At 62.9% G+C, this 19,771-nt stretch carries 14 protein-coding genes; 5 read left to right on the top strand and 9 right to left on the bottom strand.

Features of this window, described 5'->3' with window-relative positions:
* Positions 1–256 precede the first annotated feature (256 nt).
* The 4 genes from ACMLHZ_RS12705 (at position 257) to ACMLHZ_RS12690 (ending at position 6,101) form a co-directional block, all read left to right on the top strand.
* Complete coding sequence (locus tag ACMLHZ_RS12705) at positions 257–1,738, top strand: sodium:solute symporter family protein (RefSeq protein ID WP_418668061.1); 1,482 nt, start codon at positions 257–259, stop codon at positions 1,736–1,738.
* A gap of 114 nt (positions 1,739–1,852) precedes the next feature.
* Entirely contained in the window at positions 1,853–3,151 is a 1,299-nt protein-coding gene (locus ACMLHZ_RS12700) for an MFS transporter (RefSeq protein ID WP_418668060.1), read from the top strand.
* A 75-nt stretch (positions 3,152–3,226) separates the two neighbouring features.
* Positions 3,227–4,609, top strand: coding sequence for an MmgE/PrpD family protein (locus ACMLHZ_RS12695; protein WP_418668059.1), 1,383 nt, complete (start codon positions 3,227–3,229; stop codon positions 4,607–4,609).
* A gap of 73 nt (positions 4,610–4,682) precedes the next feature.
* Positions 4,683–6,101 carry a Sapep family Mn(2+)-dependent dipeptidase gene (locus ACMLHZ_RS12690; RefSeq protein WP_418668058.1) on the top strand — a complete coding sequence of 473 codons (1,419 nt, stop codon included), beginning with the start codon at positions 4,683–4,685 and terminating at the stop codon, positions 6,099–6,101.
* An 86-nt stretch (positions 6,102–6,187) separates the two neighbouring features.
* Here the strand turns inward: ACMLHZ_RS12690 and ptsP are convergent, their stop codons facing one another.
* Both ptsP and ACMLHZ_RS12680 read right to left on the bottom strand, forming a co-directional pair.
* Entirely contained in the window at positions 6,188–7,816 is a 1,629-nt protein-coding gene (gene ptsP / locus ACMLHZ_RS12685; protein WP_418668057.1) for a phosphoenolpyruvate--protein phosphotransferase, read from the bottom strand.
* Between the two features lie 70 nt (positions 7,817–7,886).
* Positions 7,887–9,038: a patatin-like phospholipase family protein gene (locus tag ACMLHZ_RS12680; protein WP_418668056.1), complete on the bottom strand. Its 1,152-nt coding sequence runs from the start codon at positions 9,036–9,038 to the stop codon at positions 7,887–7,889.
* Between the two features lie 336 nt (positions 9,039–9,374).
* Between ACMLHZ_RS12680 and ACMLHZ_RS12675 the strand changes: the two genes are divergently transcribed.
* Positions 9,375–11,477: a sodium-translocating pyrophosphatase gene (locus tag ACMLHZ_RS12675; protein ID WP_418668062.1), complete on the top strand. Its 2,103-nt coding sequence runs from the start codon at positions 9,375–9,377 to the stop codon at positions 11,475–11,477.
* A 188-nt stretch (positions 11,478–11,665) separates the two neighbouring features.
* Here the strand turns inward: ACMLHZ_RS12675 and ACMLHZ_RS12670 are convergent, their stop codons facing one another.
* The 7 genes from ACMLHZ_RS12670 to ACMLHZ_RS12640 all read right to left on the bottom strand — a co-directional run bounded on the left by ACMLHZ_RS12670 (position 11,666) and on the right by ACMLHZ_RS12640 (position 19,456).
* Positions 11,666–12,523 (bottom strand): sugar phosphate isomerase/epimerase family protein, encoded by an 858-nt coding sequence (locus ACMLHZ_RS12670; protein WP_418668055.1) that lies wholly within the window; start codon positions 12,521–12,523, stop codon positions 11,666–11,668.
* A gap of 40 nt (positions 12,524–12,563) precedes the next feature.
* The gene (locus ACMLHZ_RS12665; protein WP_418668054.1) at positions 12,564–13,565 is read right to left on the bottom strand and encodes a Gfo/Idh/MocA family protein; all 1,002 of its coding nucleotides are present in this window, start codon (positions 13,563–13,565) and stop codon (positions 12,564–12,566) included.
* 23 nt (positions 13,566–13,588) lie between these two features.
* A complete protein-coding gene (locus tag ACMLHZ_RS12660) occupies positions 13,589–14,545 on the bottom strand; it encodes an ABC transporter permease (protein ID WP_418668053.1) in 957 nt (318 codons plus the stop codon).
* Positions 14,535–16,097 (bottom strand): sugar ABC transporter ATP-binding protein, encoded by a 1,563-nt coding sequence (locus tag ACMLHZ_RS12655; RefSeq protein WP_418668052.1) that lies wholly within the window; start codon positions 16,095–16,097, stop codon positions 14,535–14,537. Before ACMLHZ_RS12655 ends, ACMLHZ_RS12660 begins: the two co-directional genes overlap by 11 nt.
* 171 nt (positions 16,098–16,268) lie before the next feature.
* Positions 16,269–17,315, bottom strand: a complete 1,047-nt coding sequence (locus ACMLHZ_RS12650) for a sugar ABC transporter substrate-binding protein (protein ID WP_418668051.1) — start codon at positions 17,313–17,315, stop codon at positions 16,269–16,271.
* 94 nt (positions 17,316–17,409) lie between these two features.
* Positions 17,410–18,225, bottom strand: coding sequence for a sugar phosphate isomerase/epimerase family protein (locus tag ACMLHZ_RS12645; RefSeq protein ID WP_418668050.1), 816 nt, complete (start codon positions 18,223–18,225; stop codon positions 17,410–17,412).
* Positions 18,226–18,256: 31 nt separating this feature from the next.
* Complete coding sequence (locus ACMLHZ_RS12640) at positions 18,257–19,456, bottom strand: ROK family transcriptional regulator (RefSeq protein WP_418668049.1); 1,200 nt, start codon at positions 19,454–19,456, stop codon at positions 18,257–18,259.
* Positions 19,457–19,771 lie beyond the last annotated feature (315 nt).

The raw sequence follows: 19,771 nt of genomic DNA, 5'->3' as shown, positions 1-19,771 counted from the left end.
ACCGAGGAGCGTTTCCTTACCTCGGTCTTCGTGTCGGATTATGAGTACGGCGTGCTCATCACAAAACTGATGCTGGAGGTGATCGAGAACAGCGAGCTGGAATATCGGGATATCATGATGTCTTATTCCATGGAAATGCGCAGGTCGGTGGGGCCGGGCCCCGCCTGACGCGGCCCGGTGAAAGCCGGAAAAGGGGAAGCCGCGCCCAAAAATGGGAACGTTCCCTTAAAATGGAAAAGCTGAGGAGGCAGCAGGCATGAGTACAACCTTTTGTGTTATCGCCATGGCGGTCTACATGGCGGCCATGGTCATCATCGGCATTGTTTTGCGCAGGCAGGCCACAAGATCCATGAGCGATTTCGGCCTGGCCGCAAACCGGTTCGGCTCCGCGGTGATCGCGGCGGTCAGCATTGGCGCGTGGGTGGGCAGCGCGGGGCTCATCGGGCTGTGCGCCAGCAGCTATACGGGGGGCGTGATGAGCTGGTGGAGCTACGCCAGCCTGTACCTTGTCACCCTGCCCTGGATCTTCTTTTTCGTCAGCCGCCTGCGCTCGCTGAAATTGTTCACCATTGCGGAGTTTTATCAAAAGCGTTTCCCTGGCTACAACGGCGCCATCCAGTATTTGGTGGGCATCGGCTTTGCCCTGAAATATTGCATGATGATGGGCCTGCAATTCAACGCGATGGCCTTTTTGCTCACAACGGTGCTGGGCTGGTCGCATGTGCAGGGGGTGCTGGTGTCGGCGGCCATCATCCTGTTCTACACCTCCATCTCGGGCTTTTTAAGCGTAATGGTCACCAACTTCATCCAGTCGGTGTTCCAGACCCTCTGCCCCTTTGTAATGCTGGGCTTTGTGCTGCATCTGCTGGGCGGCTGGCAGCCGGCGGCGGATTTTTATCAGGCGGCCGGCCAGCCCCAGGCGCTCTCCCTGTTCCAGGGCTTCGGCTGGGTCAAAGAGCTTGTGTATTACTGCATCACCATGGGCCTTTTGGTCATCGTGGGCAACCAGGACGATCTGCAGCGGGTGGCCTCGGCCAAAAACGACGCCTCGGCCAAAAAGGGGCTGTACCTCGGCACCTTTTTGGTTCTGCCCATCCTGCTTGTGCCCTGCTACATCGGCGCGGCGGCAAAGGTGGTGCTGGGCCCGGGCGTGGAACCCAATATGGTGTTTTACGAGCTCATGATGAAGGCGGGGCCCCTGGTGGGGCTGCTGCTTCTGTACGGGGTGCTCTCCACCATCATGTCCTGCGCGTCCTCCACCCTGTTCGCCGGCGGCATGATCATCTCCAAAAACGTCATCCAGACCTACCTGGCCTCCAAGGGGCGGGCGATCAACGATAAAAAGGACATCGCCCTCAGCCGCCTGGGCATCGCCCTGTGCACAGTGTTCAGCATCGGGCTTTCCCTCTGGTTCCAGGGCATTATGGAGCTGATGGACGTGGTGATGTCCATCTGCGCCGCCGCGCTGGTGATCCCTTACCTGTTCGCCTGGTTCTCCAGGCGCATGAACACCGAGGGAGCCATCGCGGGCATCGTTTCCGGCGGGTTGGCCGCCCTTCTCTGGACCATTCTCGGCCGCCCCTGGGGGCTCGACTCCATCTGGGTCGGCCTGCCCTGCTGCCTGGCAGGCTGCCTGATCGGCCGGCGGTTCGGCGCTCCCCCCACCCCCCAGGAGGTCCAGGCCACCTACTATTTTCAGCAAAAATTCCGCCGCGCCAAAAGCGCGCCAAAAGGCTGACCTTCGCCCCACACCCATAAAAAGATATGCGGCAGAAATGGCGTATATTTTTTGCAATAAAATGGGAACGTTCCCTTAATCGGGACAAAAAATACTTTTTCAAGGAGGCTATTCATGAAACAAACTTCAAACTGGAAATTCCACTATGCGTTTTTAGTAGTCATCGTGTACGCCATCGCGCTGCCGGCCGTGTTCCTGTTCAGCAATGCGTTCGGCCTTTACATGGTGCCCATCACCGAGGAGCTGGGCATCTCCCACGGTGCGTATTCCCTCACCCAGTCCTTTAACGAGATCGTGTCCGGCGTGTTATACTTTTTGTATGTGCGCATCGAGCGCCGGTTCAAGATCCGTTACATCATCACCGCCGGCGCCTTTGCCGGCGCGCTGGCGGCGCTGCTGTACGCCGTTTCGGGCAACCTGCCCATGATCTTCCTGGCCTCGGCGGTCTCCGGCTTTATCTGGCCGCTGTTCAGCCAGGTCAGCGTGGGCAACATCGTGAACAACTGGTTTGCCCGCAAAGGCGCCACCATCATCAGCGCCATGTTCACCTTCAGCAACCTCTGCGCCTTCTTCACCTCCAAAATGGTGGCTTCCTGGATCGAGAGCTCGGGCTGGCGCACCGCAATGCTGTATACCATGTGGCTGATCCTGGCCGTAACGGTTCTGGTGTTCCTGGTCATCCGCGATCACCCCTCAGTCAAAAACCTCACCCCCTGGGGCGTGGAGCACAAGGAGGGCGAACCCGAAGCAAAGCCGGACCCTGCCACCCTGCCGGGCGCGCAGTTCAAAACCTCGCTGCGCTCGCCAAAGCTCTACTGCGCCTACATCTGGACCTTTATCACCGGCCTCATCGTGTACCCTGTGGTGTACGCCGTGCCGGCGCATCTCAGCAAGGTCGGGTTCGACACCGTGTTCTCGGGCGACGTGGTGGGTCTGTTCAGCATCGGGTCGGTGGTGTTTTTGCTGCCGCTGGGCTGGGCGATGGACCGCTGGGGCGTGCGGGTGGGCACCACCCTGTGCGTGGGCGGCTACCTGCTTGCCATCGCCTCGCTGCTGGTCATCACGCCCGAGCGCAGCTTCCTGGGCCCGGTGATCGGCCTGGCAATGGGCGTGGGCATTATCCTGTTCACCGTGCTGCCCGTGTTCATGCGCGATGTGTTCGGCTTTAAAGAATACTCCAAATTCATGAGCTATTCCGTCGTGTTCCGCACCATCGGCAGCACCCTGGGCTTCCCGCTGCTCAACTTCACCTACGACAAGGTGGGCTCCTACAACACCGTGTTCGCCATTTTCGGTGGCCTGTCGGTCATCCTGCTCGCCCTGGGCATAGTGGCCACCAGCAAAAAGAACCCCCTCTGGGTCGAAACCCGGCCCGGCTTCCAGGGCTATGTGGAGCCCGCCAAGGCGTCCTGATCAGGGCGGGCCCCGGCCCTTCCCATCCGCTTTTTGCAAACACAACCGTCAAACCATATTTTCAGGAGGTACGAGATGAAAGAATACACCAAGATCCTGGGGCAATACGCCGCCCAGCTCAACTATAAAGACCTGCCCGCCGATGCCGTGGAACAGGCCAAAAAGATCATCCTGCACACCGTCGGCGTGAGCATCGCCAGCACCAACATGAGCCCCACCGCCAACGCCGCGGCGCTGGCCGCCAGCCGGGGCAGCAGCGCCCAGGCCACCCTCTGGGGGGCCCCGGGCGTGCGCGTGGCGGCCGCGGACGCGGTGTACGCCAACGGCGCCGCGGCCGACGTGCTGGACTGGGAGGACTGCACCTGGACCGGCCACGCTTCCGCCGGCGCGGTGCCCGCCTCCTTTGCCTACGGCGAGCAGACCCACGCCTCTGGCCGGGACGTGCTCACCGCCGTCGTGGCCGCCTACGAGGTATATCAGCGCATCGCCATGGCGGTGCAGCCGGAATTCGACAGCTATCTGGCCCAGGGCCGGGGCTGGGGGCTGGTGAACTGGCAGGTGTTCGCCTCGGCGGTAGCTGCCGGCAAGCTCCTTGGGCTGGACGCGGCCCAGATGGCGGCCTGCATCTCGCTGGCCGCCTATCAGGCGCCCACCCTCATGGGAAAAGACGGCGACGGCGACATTTACCACTATGCCCACGGCATCGCGGGCAAAAGCGGCGCCGAGAGCGCCGAGATCACAAAACAGGGCTTCGAATACTACTACGACGGCCTCGAGGGCGACACCGGCTACTGGCTGTACGTCTCCAACAAATGCGATTGGGACTGGCTGGACAAAGAGCTGGGCAAAACCTTTTACATCAATGAAACCCTGCTCAAGCACTGGCCCGCCAACGTGTGGGTGCAGGCCCCTCTGGACGGCCTGCACAACATCTGCACCCGGGAAAAGCTCACCCTTGCCGACATTGAAAAGGTCCGGGTCTCCCCCATCATCGACATCATCAGCGCCGAAAATCCGCTGCCCATGGGTCTCATCCAGGCCGAATACAGCCTGCCCCACTGCTTCGCCTGCTACCTGAGCGGTAAAACCCCCTCCGACGATTGGTACAGCCTCGAGAGCCGCTCCAGCGAAGCACTGCGCGAGCTGTCCGGCATTGTGGAATACTTCGGCCCCCAGGCAAACCGCCTGCACATGTTTGAGGTGTTCTGGCAGGGCACCTTCCCCGAGACCACCGTCGAGGTGGTCTGCAAGGACGGGCGCGTTTTCAGCGAGACCCTTCGCTGCCCCAAGGGCCACCCCCGCAACAACTTCACCCTGCAGGAAGAGCAGGAATTCTTTGTGGCCCGCGCCGCCGATTTCATCGGCCGGGAAAACGCCGAAAAGTTTGCCCAGGGCGTCGCTCAGCTCGAAGCCTGCGCCGACCTGAACGAGCTCACCGCGCTGCTGGCCGGCAGGTAAACAAGACCATTTCGCGGCGCGGCCGCCCCGGGCAGCCAGGGCGGCCGCGCCGTCATCGATCGGAGGGTTTTATATGCAGGAACAGGAATTGCTGCGCCGGGCCCAGGCCTTTTTGCAGCAAAACAAAGAATCCATCATCCGCGACATCGGCACGCTGGTGGCAATCCCCAGCGTGGAGGGCCCGCCGGCGCCCGGTGCACCCTTTGGGCCCGGCCCCCGCCAAGCGCTGGACGCCGCCCTGGCCATTGCCCGGCGCATGGGCTTTGAGCCGCACCATCATCAGGGGTATATGGGCTGGTTCGATCTGCCGGGCCGGCAGCCCCAGCACATCGCCACCATCACCCATCTGGATGTGGTCCCCGCGGGCGGCGGCTGGCGTTTTGACCCCTTCCGCATGGAGCGGCGGGGCGAATGGCTGATCGGCCGCGGCACCGACGACGACAAGGGCCCCCTGGTGTACTGCATGTATCTGGCCAAATTCCTGCGCGACAGCGGCGTGCCGCTGCGTTATACCCTGCGCACCCTCATGGGCTGTGCCGAAGAGACCGGCATGCGGGACGTGGGGCCGTATCTTGCGGCGCAGCCCCAGCCCGCGTTCTGCCTCTCCTCAGACGCCCTGTTCCCGGTGTGCAGCGGCGAGAAAGGCCTGTTCGAAGGGGAGTGGGACCTGCCGGTGCCCGGCGGCAACGTGCTGCGGCTCCATGCGGGCGAAGCCAGCAACATGATCCCCGAGCAGGCCGTGTGCTGGCTGCAGGGGTGGGACCCCGCCCTGCGCCTGCCGGCAGGCCTCGCGGTGCAGGCCGAGGGCCCGCTGTTCCGGCTCACCGCCCGGGGCGTGGGCGCCCACTGCGCCATGCCCGAGCGGGGGGTCAGCGCCGCGGGCCTCCTGCTGGACTTTTTGCTTGAAAGCGGCCTGCTCAGCCCCGGCGAGCGGCCCGCCTTCGCGCTGCTGCAAAAGCTGCACCGCTCCTTTTACGGCGAGGGGCTGGGCCTCGCCTGCCGCGACGATATCTTCGGCCCGCTCACCTGCGCGGGCGGCATCCTGCGGGTGGAAAACGGCCTGGCGCGCCAGAACATGAACATCCGTTACCCCTCCGCCACCGGCAGCCGCCGGCTGGAAAGCGAGCTGGCCGCGCTGGCAAAAGGCGTCGGGGGCGATTTCCGGCTGCTCAGCGCCTCCGACCCCTTTTACATCCCCCCGGAAGACGAGGTCCTCCAGACCCTGCTGGGCGCCTACCGGGCCGTGACTCAAAACAGCGCGCCGGCCTATGCCTGGGGCGGCGGCACCTATGCCCGCTGCTTCAAGCGCGCGGTCAGCTTTGGGCCGGGCCTGCCCGAAGCCGAGCACAAGCCCCCCTGTGTGGGCGACTGCCACGGCCCCAACGAGGGCACCAACCTGGCCACGCTGGACGAGAGCTTTTTGGTTTACGCCCTGGCGGTCTTCCGCCTGCAGGGCCTCACCCTGGCCCAGCTGGAGGGCCGGCCGGAATGACCGTTTCTCTTCCTCTTTTCAGTAAAACGACCTTCGGCCCCTGCGGGCTGAAGGTCGTTTTGCGTCATTAAAAACCGCTGCTGTTTTTACCCCTGCGCGGTCTCGGGCGCGGCCAGGTCCGCCTCCAGCAGCTTCGCCTTTACCGGCAGAATGCTGGAAGCCTCCATGGACAAAATGCGCACCCCCTGCCGGGCATAGCGCACCGCCCGCCCCGGGTCCGAGGTCGAAACCCCGCAGGCGCACACGGGCAGCCCCGCCTGCTTTGCCGCGGCGATCGTCAGGTCGATCAGCCGGTGCACCGCGGTGGATTCGCCCGCAAAATATCCCGAAAACCGCCCGTCCAGCCGGTCCGCCGCATAGGTGTACTGGGTCAGGTCGTTGGTGCCGATGCTGAAAAACCCGCATCCCTGGGCCGCCAGCTCGGGGGCCAGCAGCGCCGCGCTGGGCACCTCGATCATGCTGCCGAACACCGTGTCCTCTTTAAAGGGCACGCCCCTCTGGCGCAGCTGGGCCTTGGCCCGGTTCACCAGCTCCATGGTCAGCCGCCAGTCCTCGGCGCAGGTAATCATGGGGAACATCACCTGCAGGGGCCCCTTGGCCGCGGCGCGCAGCAGCGCGCAGACCTGATCCAAAAACATCTGGGGCCGCGCCAGGCTCATCCGGATGCCCCGCATCCCCAGCGCCGGGTTCAGGGCGGGCTCGCTCACTCCGCGCACGGTTTTGTCCGAGCCGATGTCAAAGGTCCGCACCGTCACCGGCTTGCCGCCCGCCGCCTGCAGGCAGCTGATGTAAAAATAGTACTGCTCCTCCTCGCCGGGGATGCGCCCGTCCGCGATCATAAACTCGCTGCGCAGCAGGCCCACCCCCTCGGCCCCGGCCTCCATGGCGATCTCAATGTCCTCCGGGCACGAGCAGTTCGCCCGCAGCGAAAGGATGGTTCCATCCAGCGTCACGCAGGGCTGGCTCCTCAAAACGCTCATGCGCTTTTTCAAAATGCCGCCGCTCACGATCCGCCGCTGGGCCGCCCGCACCGCCTCCCGGTCCGGGTCCACCACCAGGCGGCCGTTGTCCGCGTCCAGGATGCCCCGGGTCAGGGGCGCCTCGTTCAAAAAGGCCGGGCCCAGCTGGGCCACCGCGGGGATGCCCATGGTCCGGGCAATGATGGCGGCGTGGCTCTGCACGCTGCCCTCCGCCGCCGCGATTCCCAGGATCATGCCCCGCCCCACCGACACGATGTCGCTGGGGAAGATGCGCTCCCCCGCAAGGATGCTGGGCATCTCCAGCTGCACCGGGGTGCGGGGCCTTCCGTCCAGGATGTTCACCACCCGGCGGCAGGCGTCCAGCACGTCAGCCGAGCGCTGGCGTATGTACTCGTCGTCCACCGATTCAATGCGCCTGGCGCAGATGGCGGCCGCCCGCTCCATGGCGGCGGCGCTGCCCGCGCCGGCGGCGATGTATTCCTGCACTTCCCTGTTCAGGGCAGGGTCGTCCAGCATCACGCGCTGAAACAGGATGATGTCCCGGTCGTCTCCCTCGGCGGCCTCTTCCAGCTGCCGAAGCTCGTCCTTCGCCAGCACCACCGCCGCGTCGAACAGGGCCTGTTCCCTCACTGGCAGCTCCACGATACGCCCCAGCCCGGCCCCGCTGTGATGGATTCGGTAGATCGGCCCCATCACCAGCCCGGGCGATGCGCTCACGCCCTTGTAAACCTGCATGTTTTCTCTTCCACCCGCCTTTCAGTCCGTCCTTCAATGTATGCGGCAAGCGGTCTGCAAAGACCTTTCTTTATTCTGCGGCCAGCAGAGCAGCGCGCACCAGGGCCTGCAAAAAATCCCCGGGCGCTGCGGCGGCCAGCGCCGTCTCCTTCAGGCACAGCCCGGCGTCCTCGCGCAGCAGGGGCGCAAAGCGCTCGGCCCCCGCCGGGTCCGAGGCCTCCAAAAACGCCCCGAACAGCTCCCGGGCCGTGTACACTCCCACCGGGTCCACCCCCGCCAGCTCACAGGCGCGTTCCAGCGGGGCAAGGGCCTTTTCCGCGCCCGCGGCCTGCAGCCCCTCCATGGGCAGCACCGCCGCCCCCTCGGCCAGCGCCAGCGCGGGGTTTCGCGAAATGGCGTCCTTCAGCAGCCGCGCGTAGGGCCGTGCAAACCCCACGGCCAGCGCCTTTTCCTCGCCGGCCCGCAGGGCATAGGCGGCCCCCAGCACCTTGCCGAAGGCGCGGTGGCAGTCTTGGTAGCCCAGGGCCATGTTGCGCTTTGCCGTTTCCGGCTGAAACACCAGAATGCTGCCCAGCTCCCAGTGGCTGCGCACGTAGGTGGTGGGCAGCCCGGTCAGGTTCGGGCGGGTAATCCCCACCCCGTCCACATCCACCGCCAGCAGTTCTTCCGCGCCCATGTGGGCCGCAAGCCCTAAGGGCATATTGTCTGCATAGCCGCCGTCAATAAACTCCTCCCCGTCGATGGCCCGGGGCCGAAACGCGGGGAAACAGGCTGCCGAGGCAAGCATATAATCCACCAGCCGTCCCTCGGGGATCTCCTCCAGCGGCAGCTCCAGGGGGCGCAGGGTGCGCTTATTCACGGTCACCAGCCCGTAGCGCACCGGGGCGGCGCGCAGGGCGGCCTCGTCCACCGCGCGGCAGACGGTCTGCTCCAGCGGGGTCACGTCCATGCCGCCATTTTTCACCACGTTTTCCAAAAAGGCGGTCAGCTCGGTGCCGGTGCCGTTTTCCGGGCGCAGCATCACCTGCCCGTCGTCAATGGTCAGCCACATATCCCTCGCCAGCTCCCACTGGTCCAGGGCAAACAGCGCGCCGTTCAGGCAGCCCACCGAGGTTCCTGTGATCACGCCGGGGTTCCATCCCAGCTCCCGCAGCGCTTTATACACCCCCACCTGATAGCTTCCCCGGGCGCCGCCGCCCGCCAGCACAAGGCCTTTTGTCATGAATTCCGCCCCCTTTTTGGTTCTGATTTTGCACTTTACTATACTATATTATGGTATCCATATCATAGCACAACCCGTGGCTGGGGTGTTAAAAGTTTCTGAATTTCCACGGATTGATGGAAAATTTCAGCGTTTTGGAACAAAATCCAGCTGATTATACAAACAATGCACACAATTTTACAAATCCTCTTGCCGTTGGCATGCGGCGGGTCTATAATGAAAATTACGATGAGGAAAAAAGCCCGATGCGCAGGGCGGCGCTGCCGTTTCGCGCCCCTGCGCCGTGCTTTGCTTCCTCTTGGTATTTAGAAGGAGGGAACAATTCGAATGAACGCAATGTATGCAATGTATTTTGTGGCGCTGGGTTCTGTGATCGCGCTGGTCTTTGCGGCCGTGATGTTCGCGCGGGTCAAAAAGCAGCCCGTGGGCACGCCGGAAATGGCAAAGATCTCGGGCGCGGTGAGCAACGGCGCCACCGCCTACCTGAAACGCCAGTATAAGGGCGTGGGCATCTTTTTTGCGGTGGTGTTCTGCGTGCTGCTGGCCATGGCTGCCGCGGGCTTTTTAAGCTTTTTCACCCCGTTTGCCTTTATCACAGGCGGCTTTTTCAGCGGCCTGTCCGGCTTCATCGGCATGAAAACGGCCACCATGGCCAACTGCCGCACCGCCAACGCCGCCCAGAACAGCCTGAACAAGGGCCTGCGGGTGGCGTTTTCCGCGGGCAGCGTCATGGGCTTCACCGTGGTGGGCCTGGGCCTTCTGGACCTTTCCATCTGGTACTTTTTCCTCAAGTTCTGGTACACCACAGTGGCCCCCGTGGCCACCGCCGATCTTCTGATCCAGAACATCACCAGCAACATGCTTACCTTCGGCATGGGCGCTTCCAGCATGGCTCTGTTCGCCCGTGTGGGCGGCGGCATCTTCACCAAAGCGGCCGACGTGGGCGCCGACCTTGTGGGCAAGGTGGAGGCCGGCATCCCCGAGGACGACCCCCGCAACCCCGCCGTCATCGCCGACAATGTGGGCGATAACGTGGGTGACGTGGCCGGCATGGGTGCCGACCTGTATGAGTCTTACGTGGGCTCCATCGTTTCCACCAGCGCGCTGGCCGTGGCCGCGGGCTTTGGCATCAACGGCGTGGGCGTGCCCATGCTGCTTGCGGCGCTGGGGGTCATCTGCAGCATCGCGGGCTCTTTCTTCGTAAAGACCAAGGAGGGCGCCAGCCAGAAAAACCTGCTCACCGCCCTGCGCACCGGCACCTACATCAGCAGCGCGCTGATCGCGGTGTGCGCCTGGTTTGCGGTGCACGCCCTGCTTCCCGCCGAGCACGCCACCGGTGTGTTCATCGCCGTGATCAGCGGCCTGGTGGCGGGCGTAGCCATCGGCGCCATCACCGAATATTACACCTCCGATACCTATAAGCCCACCCAGAAGCTGGCCTCCTCCAGCGAGACCGGCAGCGCCACCGTCATCATCAGCGGCCTGTCGCTGGGCATGCTGTCCACCGTGGCTCCTGTGGTGATCGTGGGCATCTCGGTGCTGGTAAGCTACTTCTGCGCGGGCGGCTCGGCCGATTTCAACATGGGCCTTTACGGCGTGGGCGTTTCCGCGGTGGGCATGCTGAGCACCCTGGGCATCACCCTCGCCACCGACGCTTACGGCCCCATTGCCGACAACGCGGGCGGCATTGCCGAGATGACCCACATGCCCGCCCAGGTCCGCCAGCGCACCGACGCGCTGGATTCCCTGGGCAACACCACCGCGGCCACCGGCAAGGGCTTTGCCATCGGCTCGGCGGCGCTCACCGCGCTGGCCCTGATCGCCAGCTACATCGACAAGGTGCACCAGATCCGCCCGGACATGGTGCTGGATCTCTCCATCACCAACCCCACCACCCTGATCGGCCTGTTCATCGGCGGCATGCTGCCCTTCCTGTTCGCGGCCCTCACCATGGACGCGGTGGGCAAGGCCGCCCAGAGCATTGTGGTGGAGGTCCGCCGCCAGTTCAAGAGCATCGTGGGCCTGATGGAGGGCAAAGCCGAGCCGGACTACGCCGCCTGTGTGGATATGTGCACCCGCAGCGCGCAAAAGCTCATGCTGGCCCCTGCCCTCATCGCGGTGATCGTGCCCATCCTGGTGGGCCTTTTGCTGGGCGTGAACGGCGTGGCGGGCCTCTTGGCCGGCACCACCGTCACCGGCTTTGTTCTGGCCGTCATGATGGCGAACTCCGGCGGCGCGTGGGACAACGCCAAAAAGTACATCGAGGGCGGCAAGCACGGCGGCAAGGGCAGCGACTGCCACAAGGCCGCCGTTGTGGGCGACACCGTGGGCGACCCCTTCAAGGATACCTCCGGCCCCTCCATCAACATCCTCATCAAGCTCACCAGCATGGTCTCCATCGTGTTCGCGGGCCTGATCGTGGCGGTGCACCTGCTGTAACGGCGCCTACCTTTTGGAATGAAAAAAGAATCCCCCCGCCCCGGCCTTCTCGCCGGAGTGGGGGATTCTTCTTTTCTTCACATTTTGCGGCCTGCCTGGGTACATCCTTAACAGTCGCCCGGTCAGTCGAAATTAAAAAGGGGCGGGGCCGCATTTTTCCACAAATGTTCGTTGTAGAGAGAGCGCCTTCACCCTCTGGCCTCTGCGATCAGCCGCGCAATGCGGTCCATGCCGTGCTTGTTGGAATACAGGCTCAGCTCGGGGCAGCTCTTGTAATTGGGCAGCATTTCCAGGGTGATGTAGTCGTCGTAGCCGATGGCGGCCACGGCCCTTGCCACCGCCTCAAAATCCACGTCCCCGGCAAACAGGTCCACAAAGGCGCCGATGCCCGCCTGGTCAAACCGGTAATCGCACATGTGCAGCTTTTTGATCCGCTTGCCCAGGATCTCCACCCACTGCTCGGGGTAGCCGATGTACACGGTGTTGCCCACATCCAGGTACATCCCCACCCAGGGCGAGCCGATCTCGTCCAGAAAGCGGGCGGTCTCCACCGGCGAGAGCAAAAACCGGTTCCACACGTTCTCAATGCCGATCGCCACCCCGGCCGCCGCCGCCTCGGGCGCAAGGCGCGCCAGGGCCTCCTGGCTGCGCGCATAGGCCACGTCGTACCGGATCTTTTCGGGCTTCGACGCAAACTCGCACCCCACGTAGCCCGGCACCACCAGAATGGTGTCGGCCCCCAGCAGGTGCGCGGCCTCGATCTGCTTTTGCACAATGCCCAGCGCCCTGCGCCGGGTGGCCTCGCTGTCGGAAACGAGATTGTTCTCCCACAGGCTCCACACCCCCACGCTGGGAATGGCAAGCCCCATGTCCTCCGCCATGCGCCGCATGGCCAGGATCTCCCGCTCCGGGGTTTCCGGGGTCAGGTAGCCCCCCTCGCCCAGCACCGGCTCCACCCCGTCGTACCCGGCCTTTTTTGCGTGTTCAAAGGCCCATTTCAGGTCCACGTCCTCCGCAAACGAAAACAGGCTGATCCCCTGTTTCATAAAATGCCCTCCTTTTCTGCCGCAAAGCGCGCGGCCGCCCTCACAGCTCCACCGGCCGGCCCGTCTCCAGCGACTCCCGGATGCTCAGGATCACCCGCAGCACATGCCGCGCCTCGGCGGGCGTGATGGCCGTGATGGGCCTCCCCGCGTCGATGCAGTCCACAAAATGTGTCAGCTCGGCGGTGTATGCGTCGTAGGGGTCGATGTCCAGGGGCTGGGCCTCCTCGCCCACGCCGTACAGCCAGCTCTCCCGCACCGCGCTGGCCACGTCCTCCAGGTTGCGGCCCGCCCGCATGCGGTAGTTCATGCCCTGCTTTTCGCCCGCAATGGTCAGCTCCATGGTAAAGGGGAAGCCCTGGGGCATCTCGATCACGCCCTCTGCCACCGCCTTGACCCCGTTTTCAAACGTGAGGGCCGAGGCCACGTGGTTCCAGCAGCCCACCTCGTTTTTCTGCCCCACCGCGTACACGGTCTTCACCCGCCCAAACAGGCTGCACAGGTAATCCACGTCGTGCAGGTGCAGGTCAAACAGCCCCCCGCCGCTGTTCTCCGGGCGGCGGTACCACTCGCTCCAGGCCGGGTGCACCGAAAGGCGGCTGGCCCGGGCGTATTTCACCCTGCCAAAGGCCCCCGCGTCGTACAGCTCCTTTGCCTTCACGTATTCCGGCCAAAAGCGCACCGCCTGGCCCACCGCAAACTGCACCCCTGCCTTTTCGGCGGCCGCCGCCATCCGGTCAAAGGCTTCCAGCTCCAGGGTGACCGGCTTTTCACACAGGATATGCTTTTTGTGGGCGGCGGCCAGCAGCGCGTACTGCTCGTGCAAAAAGGTGGGCAGGCAGATGTCCACCACGTCCACCTGGGCCTTTTCCAGCATGGCCCCGCCGTCCGGGTACCAGGGGCAGCCGGCCTCGGCCGCCAGCGCCCGGCCCTGCTCCTCGTTCAGATCGCACACGGCGGTCACCTGTGCGTTGTCCATCGTTTTGTAGGCGGCGAGGTGGGTCCTGCCCATAAACCCCGCGCCGATGATCGCTGCTCGTACCAAAGGTTCCACTCCTTTTCAGGCGCTTATTTCTTTTTCAGGTTGTTCAGGTTGCTCAGCACCACCGCCGCAACAATGATCACGCCGGTCACAATGGTCTGCACGTTGTTGTCCACGCCCAAAATGTTCATGGCGTTGCTGATCACGCCCATCAGCAGGCAGCCCAGGAATGCGCCGCCAATGGTGCCCTTGCCACCGTCAAAGGTCACGCCGCCAATAATGGCCGCGGCCAGGGCGTTGGTCTCGTAGTTGGTGCCCGCGTTGGAGGTGATCGAGTCGATCCGGGCCACAAAGATGATGCTGGCAATGGCGCAGAACACGCCCGAGATGGCATATACGGCCATCTTGTACCGGGTCACGTTGATGCCCGAGAGAAAGGCGTTTTTCTCGTTGCCGCCCAGCGCCACCACCCGCCGGCCGAACTTGGTGTAGTTCATCATTCCAAAGGCCAGCAGGGTCATGGCCAGCAGCACCAGCAGCATCACCGGGAACAGGCCGAACAGCTTGGTTTTCAGGCCGTCGAACACGCCGCCGAAGTTCATGATCCGCCCGCCCGAGATGGTGAGCGCGATGCCGTAGAACACCTTGCTGGAGCCCAGGGTGATAACCAGTGGGATACACTTGCTCTTGGCGATCACAACGCCGTTCAGCAGCCCGCACAAAGCGCCGGTCAAAAGCCCTCCCAGCACGGCCACGGCTGTGGGCATGCCGTTGTCCAGCGCCACATACATCACCACGCCGCTCAGCACCATGATGTTGCCGATGGAAAGGTCGATCCCACCCGAAATCAGCAGCATGCTCATGGCCATGGTCAAAATACCCAGCACGCTGATCTGTTGGAAAATGGTGATGATATTGCCGATGCCGATGAATTTGGGGTTGATGCACGAAACGATGACCACAATGGCCACGATCACGATGGCAAGCAGCGTGCGCTGGTCCCGCAGCAGCTTTTTTGCCAGGGAAGGCTTCTTATCTGCCATTTTTCTTCACTCCTAACGCTTGTTTGATGATCTCCTGCTCATTGATCTGCTCTCCGGTCAGCTCACAGTCGATGGCGCCGTCCCGCACCACCAGCACCCGGTCGCTCATGCTGATCAGTTCCGGCATGTCCGAGCTGATCATGATGATGCACTTGCCCTGCTTTGTCAGCTCACTCATCTGCTTGTAAAACTCCGCCTTGGCGTTCACGTCGATGCCTCGGGTGGGTTCGTCAAAAATGTAAATGTCCTGTTCGGCGTACAGCCATTTTGCCAGCACTACCTTTTGCTGGTTGCCGCCCGAAAGGTACACCGCCTCGGTCCACACGCTGGGGGTCTTGATCCGCAGCTTTTTCACCAGCGGCTCAATCAGGGGCGGGAATTTTTTCACGTTCACAAAAAAGCCCCTGATCTTTTCCCGCAGCCCCAGAATGGTGGCGTTCTCCACCACGCTGGCGTGCAGGATCAGCCCCAGCTTCTGCCGGTCCTCAGTGATAAAGGCAAACCCCGCCCGGATGCTGTCGGCCGGGCTTTTGATCTGCACCTCCCTGCCATTCACCAGCACCTGCTTTGCGTGGCAGGAATCCGCGCCCACCAGCGCGCGCACCATCTCGGTGCGTCCCGAACCCACCATGCCCGAAAAGCCCACGATCTCGCCCCGGCGCACCGAAAAGCTGATCTTCGGGCTGTCCTTGGTCAGCTGCAGGTCCTTCACCTCCAGCATCACCTCGCCCACAGGGTGCCGCTCCTTGTCGTAAAACATGTCCACCGGCCGGCCCACCATGTCCTGGGTGATGGTGGTAATGGGTGTGTCGCGGTTTTCATTTGTATATGTACGGACCACCGCGCCGTCGCGGATGACGGTAATGCGGTCGGCGATCTGCACCACCTCGTTCAAAAAGTGCGAGATATAAATGATGCCGATGCCCTTTTCCGTGATCCTCTTGGTCAATTCCAGCACCTTGGCCGCATCCTCCACGTTGAACATGGACGTGGGCTCGTCCATGATCAGCACCCTTGGCTGCACCGAAAGCGCCTTCAGTATTTTCACGAACTGCTGGTCCGACACCGAGAGATTCTCGATCCGGGTGCCCAGCGGCAGGCTGATGCCCAGCTCGTCCATTTGCTTTTTGGTCTCGTCGGCCATCGCCTTCCGGTCGATCAGGCCGAATCCCTTTGTTTTTTCGCTGCCCACATAGATGTTTTCCACCACATCCATGCTGGGCACCAGGTCGTTTTCCTGGTACACGATGTTGATCCCCAGCTCTTTCGAGAGATTGGGGTCCAGCTTTTCATAGACCTTGTCGTCCACCTGGATGGCGCCGTCCGTGGGCGTATACGCGCCCGACAACACCTTCATCAAAGTGGATTTCCCGGCGCCGTTCTCTCCCACGAGGCAGTGCACCTCGCCGGCATAAACGTCGAACGTGATGCCGGACAGCGCCCACACGCCGGAGAACTCCTTGGTGATGTCCCGCATCGAGATCACCGGCCGTTTGTTCCCGTAGTCGATCGTCATGGCTGCTCTCACCTTCCCCGTCCAATCAGTGTTCATTCGCTGTGCCTCCCCAGGGGGGCCCGGCGCAGCGGTTTATGGCAATATCGTTCTTTGCTGCACCGCAGCAAAACCCCGCCGGCAGCCCGGCGCGGGGGCGGGCAAAGGGCCCTTTCCCCCTTGCCGAGACCGGCCGGCGGGTCACAAAGCTGTGTCAGTCGCGCAAGGGGCTCAGCCCTTGCTCAGGTACTCGTAGGCAGCGGCGTAGTCGTCCCAGGCGATGTAGCTGCTGGTGTCGCCGGCAGCCACGGGGATCACGGGCAGGGCGGTGAACTTCTCGGCCGGGTCCTTGCCCTCGGCCACCTTGCCATACAGGTTCAGGAAGGTCTTCACGCCCTGGATCGACACGGGGGCGGTCATGTTGGCGGCCTCAATGCCGTCCTGCAGCATCTGGTAGCCGTCCGGTGAGCCGCCGGTAGAAACGATGGGCGCCTCTTTTCCGGCGTCCTTCAGGGCCTGGTAGCAGCCCTGGGCCATCATGTCGTTGTTGGCAAAGATGTAGTCGAACTCGGTGCCCGAGCTGATCAGGTCGGTGGTCACGTTGTAGGCCTTATCGGTCAGCCAGTCGGCGTGCAGGGTGGAAACGATCTCCACCTTGTCGCCCAGCTCGGCCAGGGCGCGATCCACGCCCTCCTGGTATTTCTCGTACACGCCGGCGCCCTCCTGGCCCGCGCAGAAGAAGATCTTGGCGCCCTCTTTCTGCTCGGCGATCCACTTGATGGCGGCCTCGCCGATCTTGTCGTACTCGCAGGCCACAGAGGCGATGTAATCGCCCGGGTCTTCCAGGCCGTCCATGGCAAAGTTCTCAACGGTCACGGGGATGCCGGCCTCGTTGGCCATCTTCACCAGCTGGGCGCCCTGCTCGGTGGAGATGGGGAAGATCGAGATGCCGTCCACGCCCTGCTGGATCAGGGACTCCATGGCGGTGATGGATTCCTCCAGGCTGTTCTTCGAGTCCAGCACCACGGTCTTCACGCCGTTCTGCTCGGCCGCGTATTCAAAAGCGCGGGCGGAGTACTCGTTCCAGATATCCGACATATCGTAGGCGATATAGCCGAAGGTCAGGTCGGCCTTGGCCGGCTCGCTGGCCGGAGTGGAGGCCGGGGCGGATGCGGGCTGGGAAGCCGGAGTGGAAGCGGGGGCGGACGTTGCGCCGCCGCAGGCGGCCAGGCTCAGCGCCAGGGCGGCAGCCAAGGCCAGTGCAAGGATCTTTTTCATTGTGTGTTTCCCTCCTAATAAGTGTATCTTCTGCGCGGGGCGTGCCCCCGCGCCGGAAGCGGTCTTTCAGCGGCCCGCCGCGCGGGCCGGGGCCTCACAGGGCAAAGCCGTGGGCCGTAAGGTATTCGGCCGAAGCGCGCACCGCGGCGTCGATCTCGGCCAGGTCTTTCGGGCCGGCCTGGGTGAACTCGATCTCCACACTGAAGGGGGCGTTGTTCTGCGCGGCCGCGAGCTTTTTAAAAATGGTCTCAAAGTCCACATAGCCCTGGCCCAGGGCGGGGAAGTCCCAGTCGCTGCGCGCCCCCGCCTTGTCCTTCAGGTGCAGGTAGGCGATGTCGGCCATGCAGGTGTCCACATCCTTCGCGGCGTCCACGCCTCCGTAAAAAACGCAGTTGGCGGTGTCGTAATTGATCTTCACCCGCTCGCTGCCCACCAGCCGCACGATCTCTTTCATCACGCTGCCGGTGGCATGCTCGCCGTGCAGCTCCAGCACCAGGGTCAGGCCGTATTTTTCCAGGCTCGGCACAAGCCCGCGGATGTTCTCTGCCAGCAGCTCATTGCCCGCGGTGGCGTTGTCGGCAAGGTGCGCCTCGCCGATGGAGGAAACAATGTAATCGCACCCAAAAAAGTTTGCCAGCCGCATGTTCATCACAAAGTCCGGCAGGCGGGCGGGGTCCATCAGGTTGCAGTGGCCGCTCATGGAAAAGGGCACAAGCCCCAGCCGCTCCATCCGGTCCTTCACTCCGCACAGCCGCTCAAAGCTCTGGTCCGGGAACACATGCTCGGTCCAGCCCTTGGTGGCGGTCAGCTCCACATAATGAAAGCCGGCCCCCGCAATGCTGTCCAGCGCCTGCTCAATGGTGTAGCCGTGGTAGCAGTTTGAATTCACGCCAACGATCCGTTTTTCCATCTTTAATACCGCCTTTCTGCTCGGGGGCGCTTCACCGCAGGAACAGCTGCCCGCGCTGCCGGCCCATAAAATCGTAGTGATGATCGATAAAATACTGGGCCGCGCCGGTCAGCTCCGAATCCAGCCCCAGCTGGCTGTACCGCAGCTCCACGCGGCTCACGAATTCCTGAAAGCCCATGTGGGCCAGCGCCGCCCGGATGTCGCTCAAAAACGCCGGCCCCAGGTTTACCCCCGTGCCTCCAATGATAATGAGCGCCGGGTTGAACACGCTGATCAGGTTGCTGATGCCGTAGGCAAGATCCCTTGCCAGCTCCCGGATCGCCTGGCGTGCAAAGGGGTTGCCCCCCTGGGCAAGGCGGCCCACGTCGCTGTATAAAAGCCGCCGGCCGCCCCACAGCTCGGTGTCCAGCCCGCAGGCCGCGGCCCGCTCTGCCAGGGCGTTTTCCCCCACGATGCGCTCCAGGCATCCCCGGTTTCCGCAGGGGCATTCCGGCCCGCTCCGGTCAATGGAAAAATGCCCGAACTGGGTGGCCATCGCCCCCGCGCCCCGCAGCATTTTTCCCTCTGCAAACAGGCAGGCGCCCACGCCCTTGCTCACGTTGATGTAGGCAAAAAACGGTTCCTGAATCCGGGTGAAGGTGCTCTCCGCGTAGGCAAAGCACGCGGTGTCGTTCAAAATACACAGCGGGTAGTCCCGCAGGCCCTCGGCCAGCCGCTCCACCGCCGGGTCCTGCATGCTCACCCCGATCACGGTGGAAAGGATGCGCTTTTGCTCGCTGTCCACAATGCCGGGCACCACGATGCACACACCCATCAGGCGGGCGCGGCCCACCGCCGGCAGCACCATCTCAAAAAAGGCGCGCAGGATCTTTTCCACCCCGTCCTCGCCCTCGGTCAGTGGCACCTGCTCCCGCAGCACCACCTGGCTGTCCGCCCGCACCAGGGCAATATCCAGCCGCGCGCGCCGCCAGCTGATGACCCCCACCAGGTTTTCCTTCCCGTTCACATGCAGGATGTTGGGCTTGCGGCCTTGGCCCGGGGTGTCGCCGGTTCCGCAGTCCACCACATAGCCCCCCGCGATCAGCTCGTCCACCAGGGAAGAGACCGTGGTCTTGCTCAGTTTTGTGATTTTGGCCAGCTTTGCCCGGGAAATGCTCAGGTTCTGATCGATCAAATGATAGATCTGCTTCAGGTTGCCCGCGCGGATCATTTGTTGGTTGACCAGCTCCATTCTTTTCCCTCCCCGGCCGCCTGTTGTGAATTGTTTTTGCCGCCCCAAGCGTCTGTCTTGTCTGGCGTCAATTTGTTTGTCCAGTGGATTAACTAATTCATTGACGAAAGTTTATCATATTCAAAAAAACGCCGCAAGGGGCTTTCAAAAAGTTTGGAGGCTTGCCCTATTCCACCCATTAAATTTTTGTCAAAGCGACGGAAATTGTTACAAAAGTACACAAAAGTTAGACAATAATCCACTATTGACTGGCTATTTTTGCCTTTTTATGCATCAAATTGAACAAAACGTCCACAAACGGGTTTTGGGATGCAC

Source organism: Allofournierella sp. (genome assembly GCF_048388525.1).
Taxonomy (GTDB): domain Bacteria; phylum Bacillota; class Clostridia; order Oscillospirales; family Ruminococcaceae; genus BQOK01.
Note: the sequence above shows the minus strand (reverse complement) of the source record. Positions and strands in the feature narration are given on the sequence as shown.

Bases quoted from the DNA above. Each gene is read 5' to 3' on its own strand.
- ACMLHZ_RS12705 (WP_418668061.1), top strand. From the start codon at position 257: ATGAGTACAACCTTTTGTGTTATCGCCATGGCGGTCTACATGGCGGCC.
- ACMLHZ_RS12700 (WP_418668060.1), top strand. From the start codon at position 1,853: ATGAAACAAACTTCAAACTGGAAATTCCACTATGCGTTTTTAGTAGTC.
- ACMLHZ_RS12695 (WP_418668059.1), top strand. From the start codon at position 3,227: ATGAAAGAATACACCAAGATCCTGGGGCAATACGCCGCCCAGCTCAAC.
- ACMLHZ_RS12690 (WP_418668058.1), top strand. From the start codon at position 4,683: ATGCAGGAACAGGAATTGCTGCGCCGGGCCCAGGCCTTTTTGCAGCAA.
- ptsP (WP_418668057.1), bottom strand. From the start codon at position 7,816: ATGCAGGTTTACAAGGGCGTGAGCGCATCGCCCGGGCTGGTGATGGGG.
- ACMLHZ_RS12680 (WP_418668056.1), bottom strand. From the start codon at position 9,038: ATGACAAAAGGCCTTGTGCTGGCGGGCGGCGGCGCCCGGGGAAGCTAT.
- ACMLHZ_RS12675 (WP_418668062.1), top strand. From the start codon at position 9,375: ATGTATGCAATGTATTTTGTGGCGCTGGGTTCTGTGATCGCGCTGGTC.
- ACMLHZ_RS12670 (WP_418668055.1), bottom strand. From the start codon at position 12,523: ATGAAACAGGGGATCAGCCTGTTTTCGTTTGCGGAGGACGTGGACCTG.
- ACMLHZ_RS12660 (WP_418668053.1), bottom strand. From the start codon at position 14,545: ATGGCAGATAAGAAGCCTTCCCTGGCAAAAAAGCTGCTGCGGGACCAG.
- ACMLHZ_RS12655 (WP_418668052.1), bottom strand. From the start codon at position 16,097: ATGAACACTGATTGGACGGGGAAGGTGAGAGCAGCCATGACGATCGAC.
- ACMLHZ_RS12650 (WP_418668051.1), bottom strand. From the start codon at position 17,315: ATGAAAAAGATCCTTGCACTGGCCTTGGCTGCCGCCCTGGCGCTGAGC.
- ACMLHZ_RS12645 (WP_418668050.1), bottom strand. From the start codon at position 18,225: ATGGAAAAACGGATCGTTGGCGTGAATTCAAACTGCTACCACGGCTAC.
- ACMLHZ_RS12640 (WP_418668049.1), bottom strand. From the start codon at position 19,456: ATGGAGCTGGTCAACCAACAAATGATCCGCGCGGGCAACCTGAAGCAG.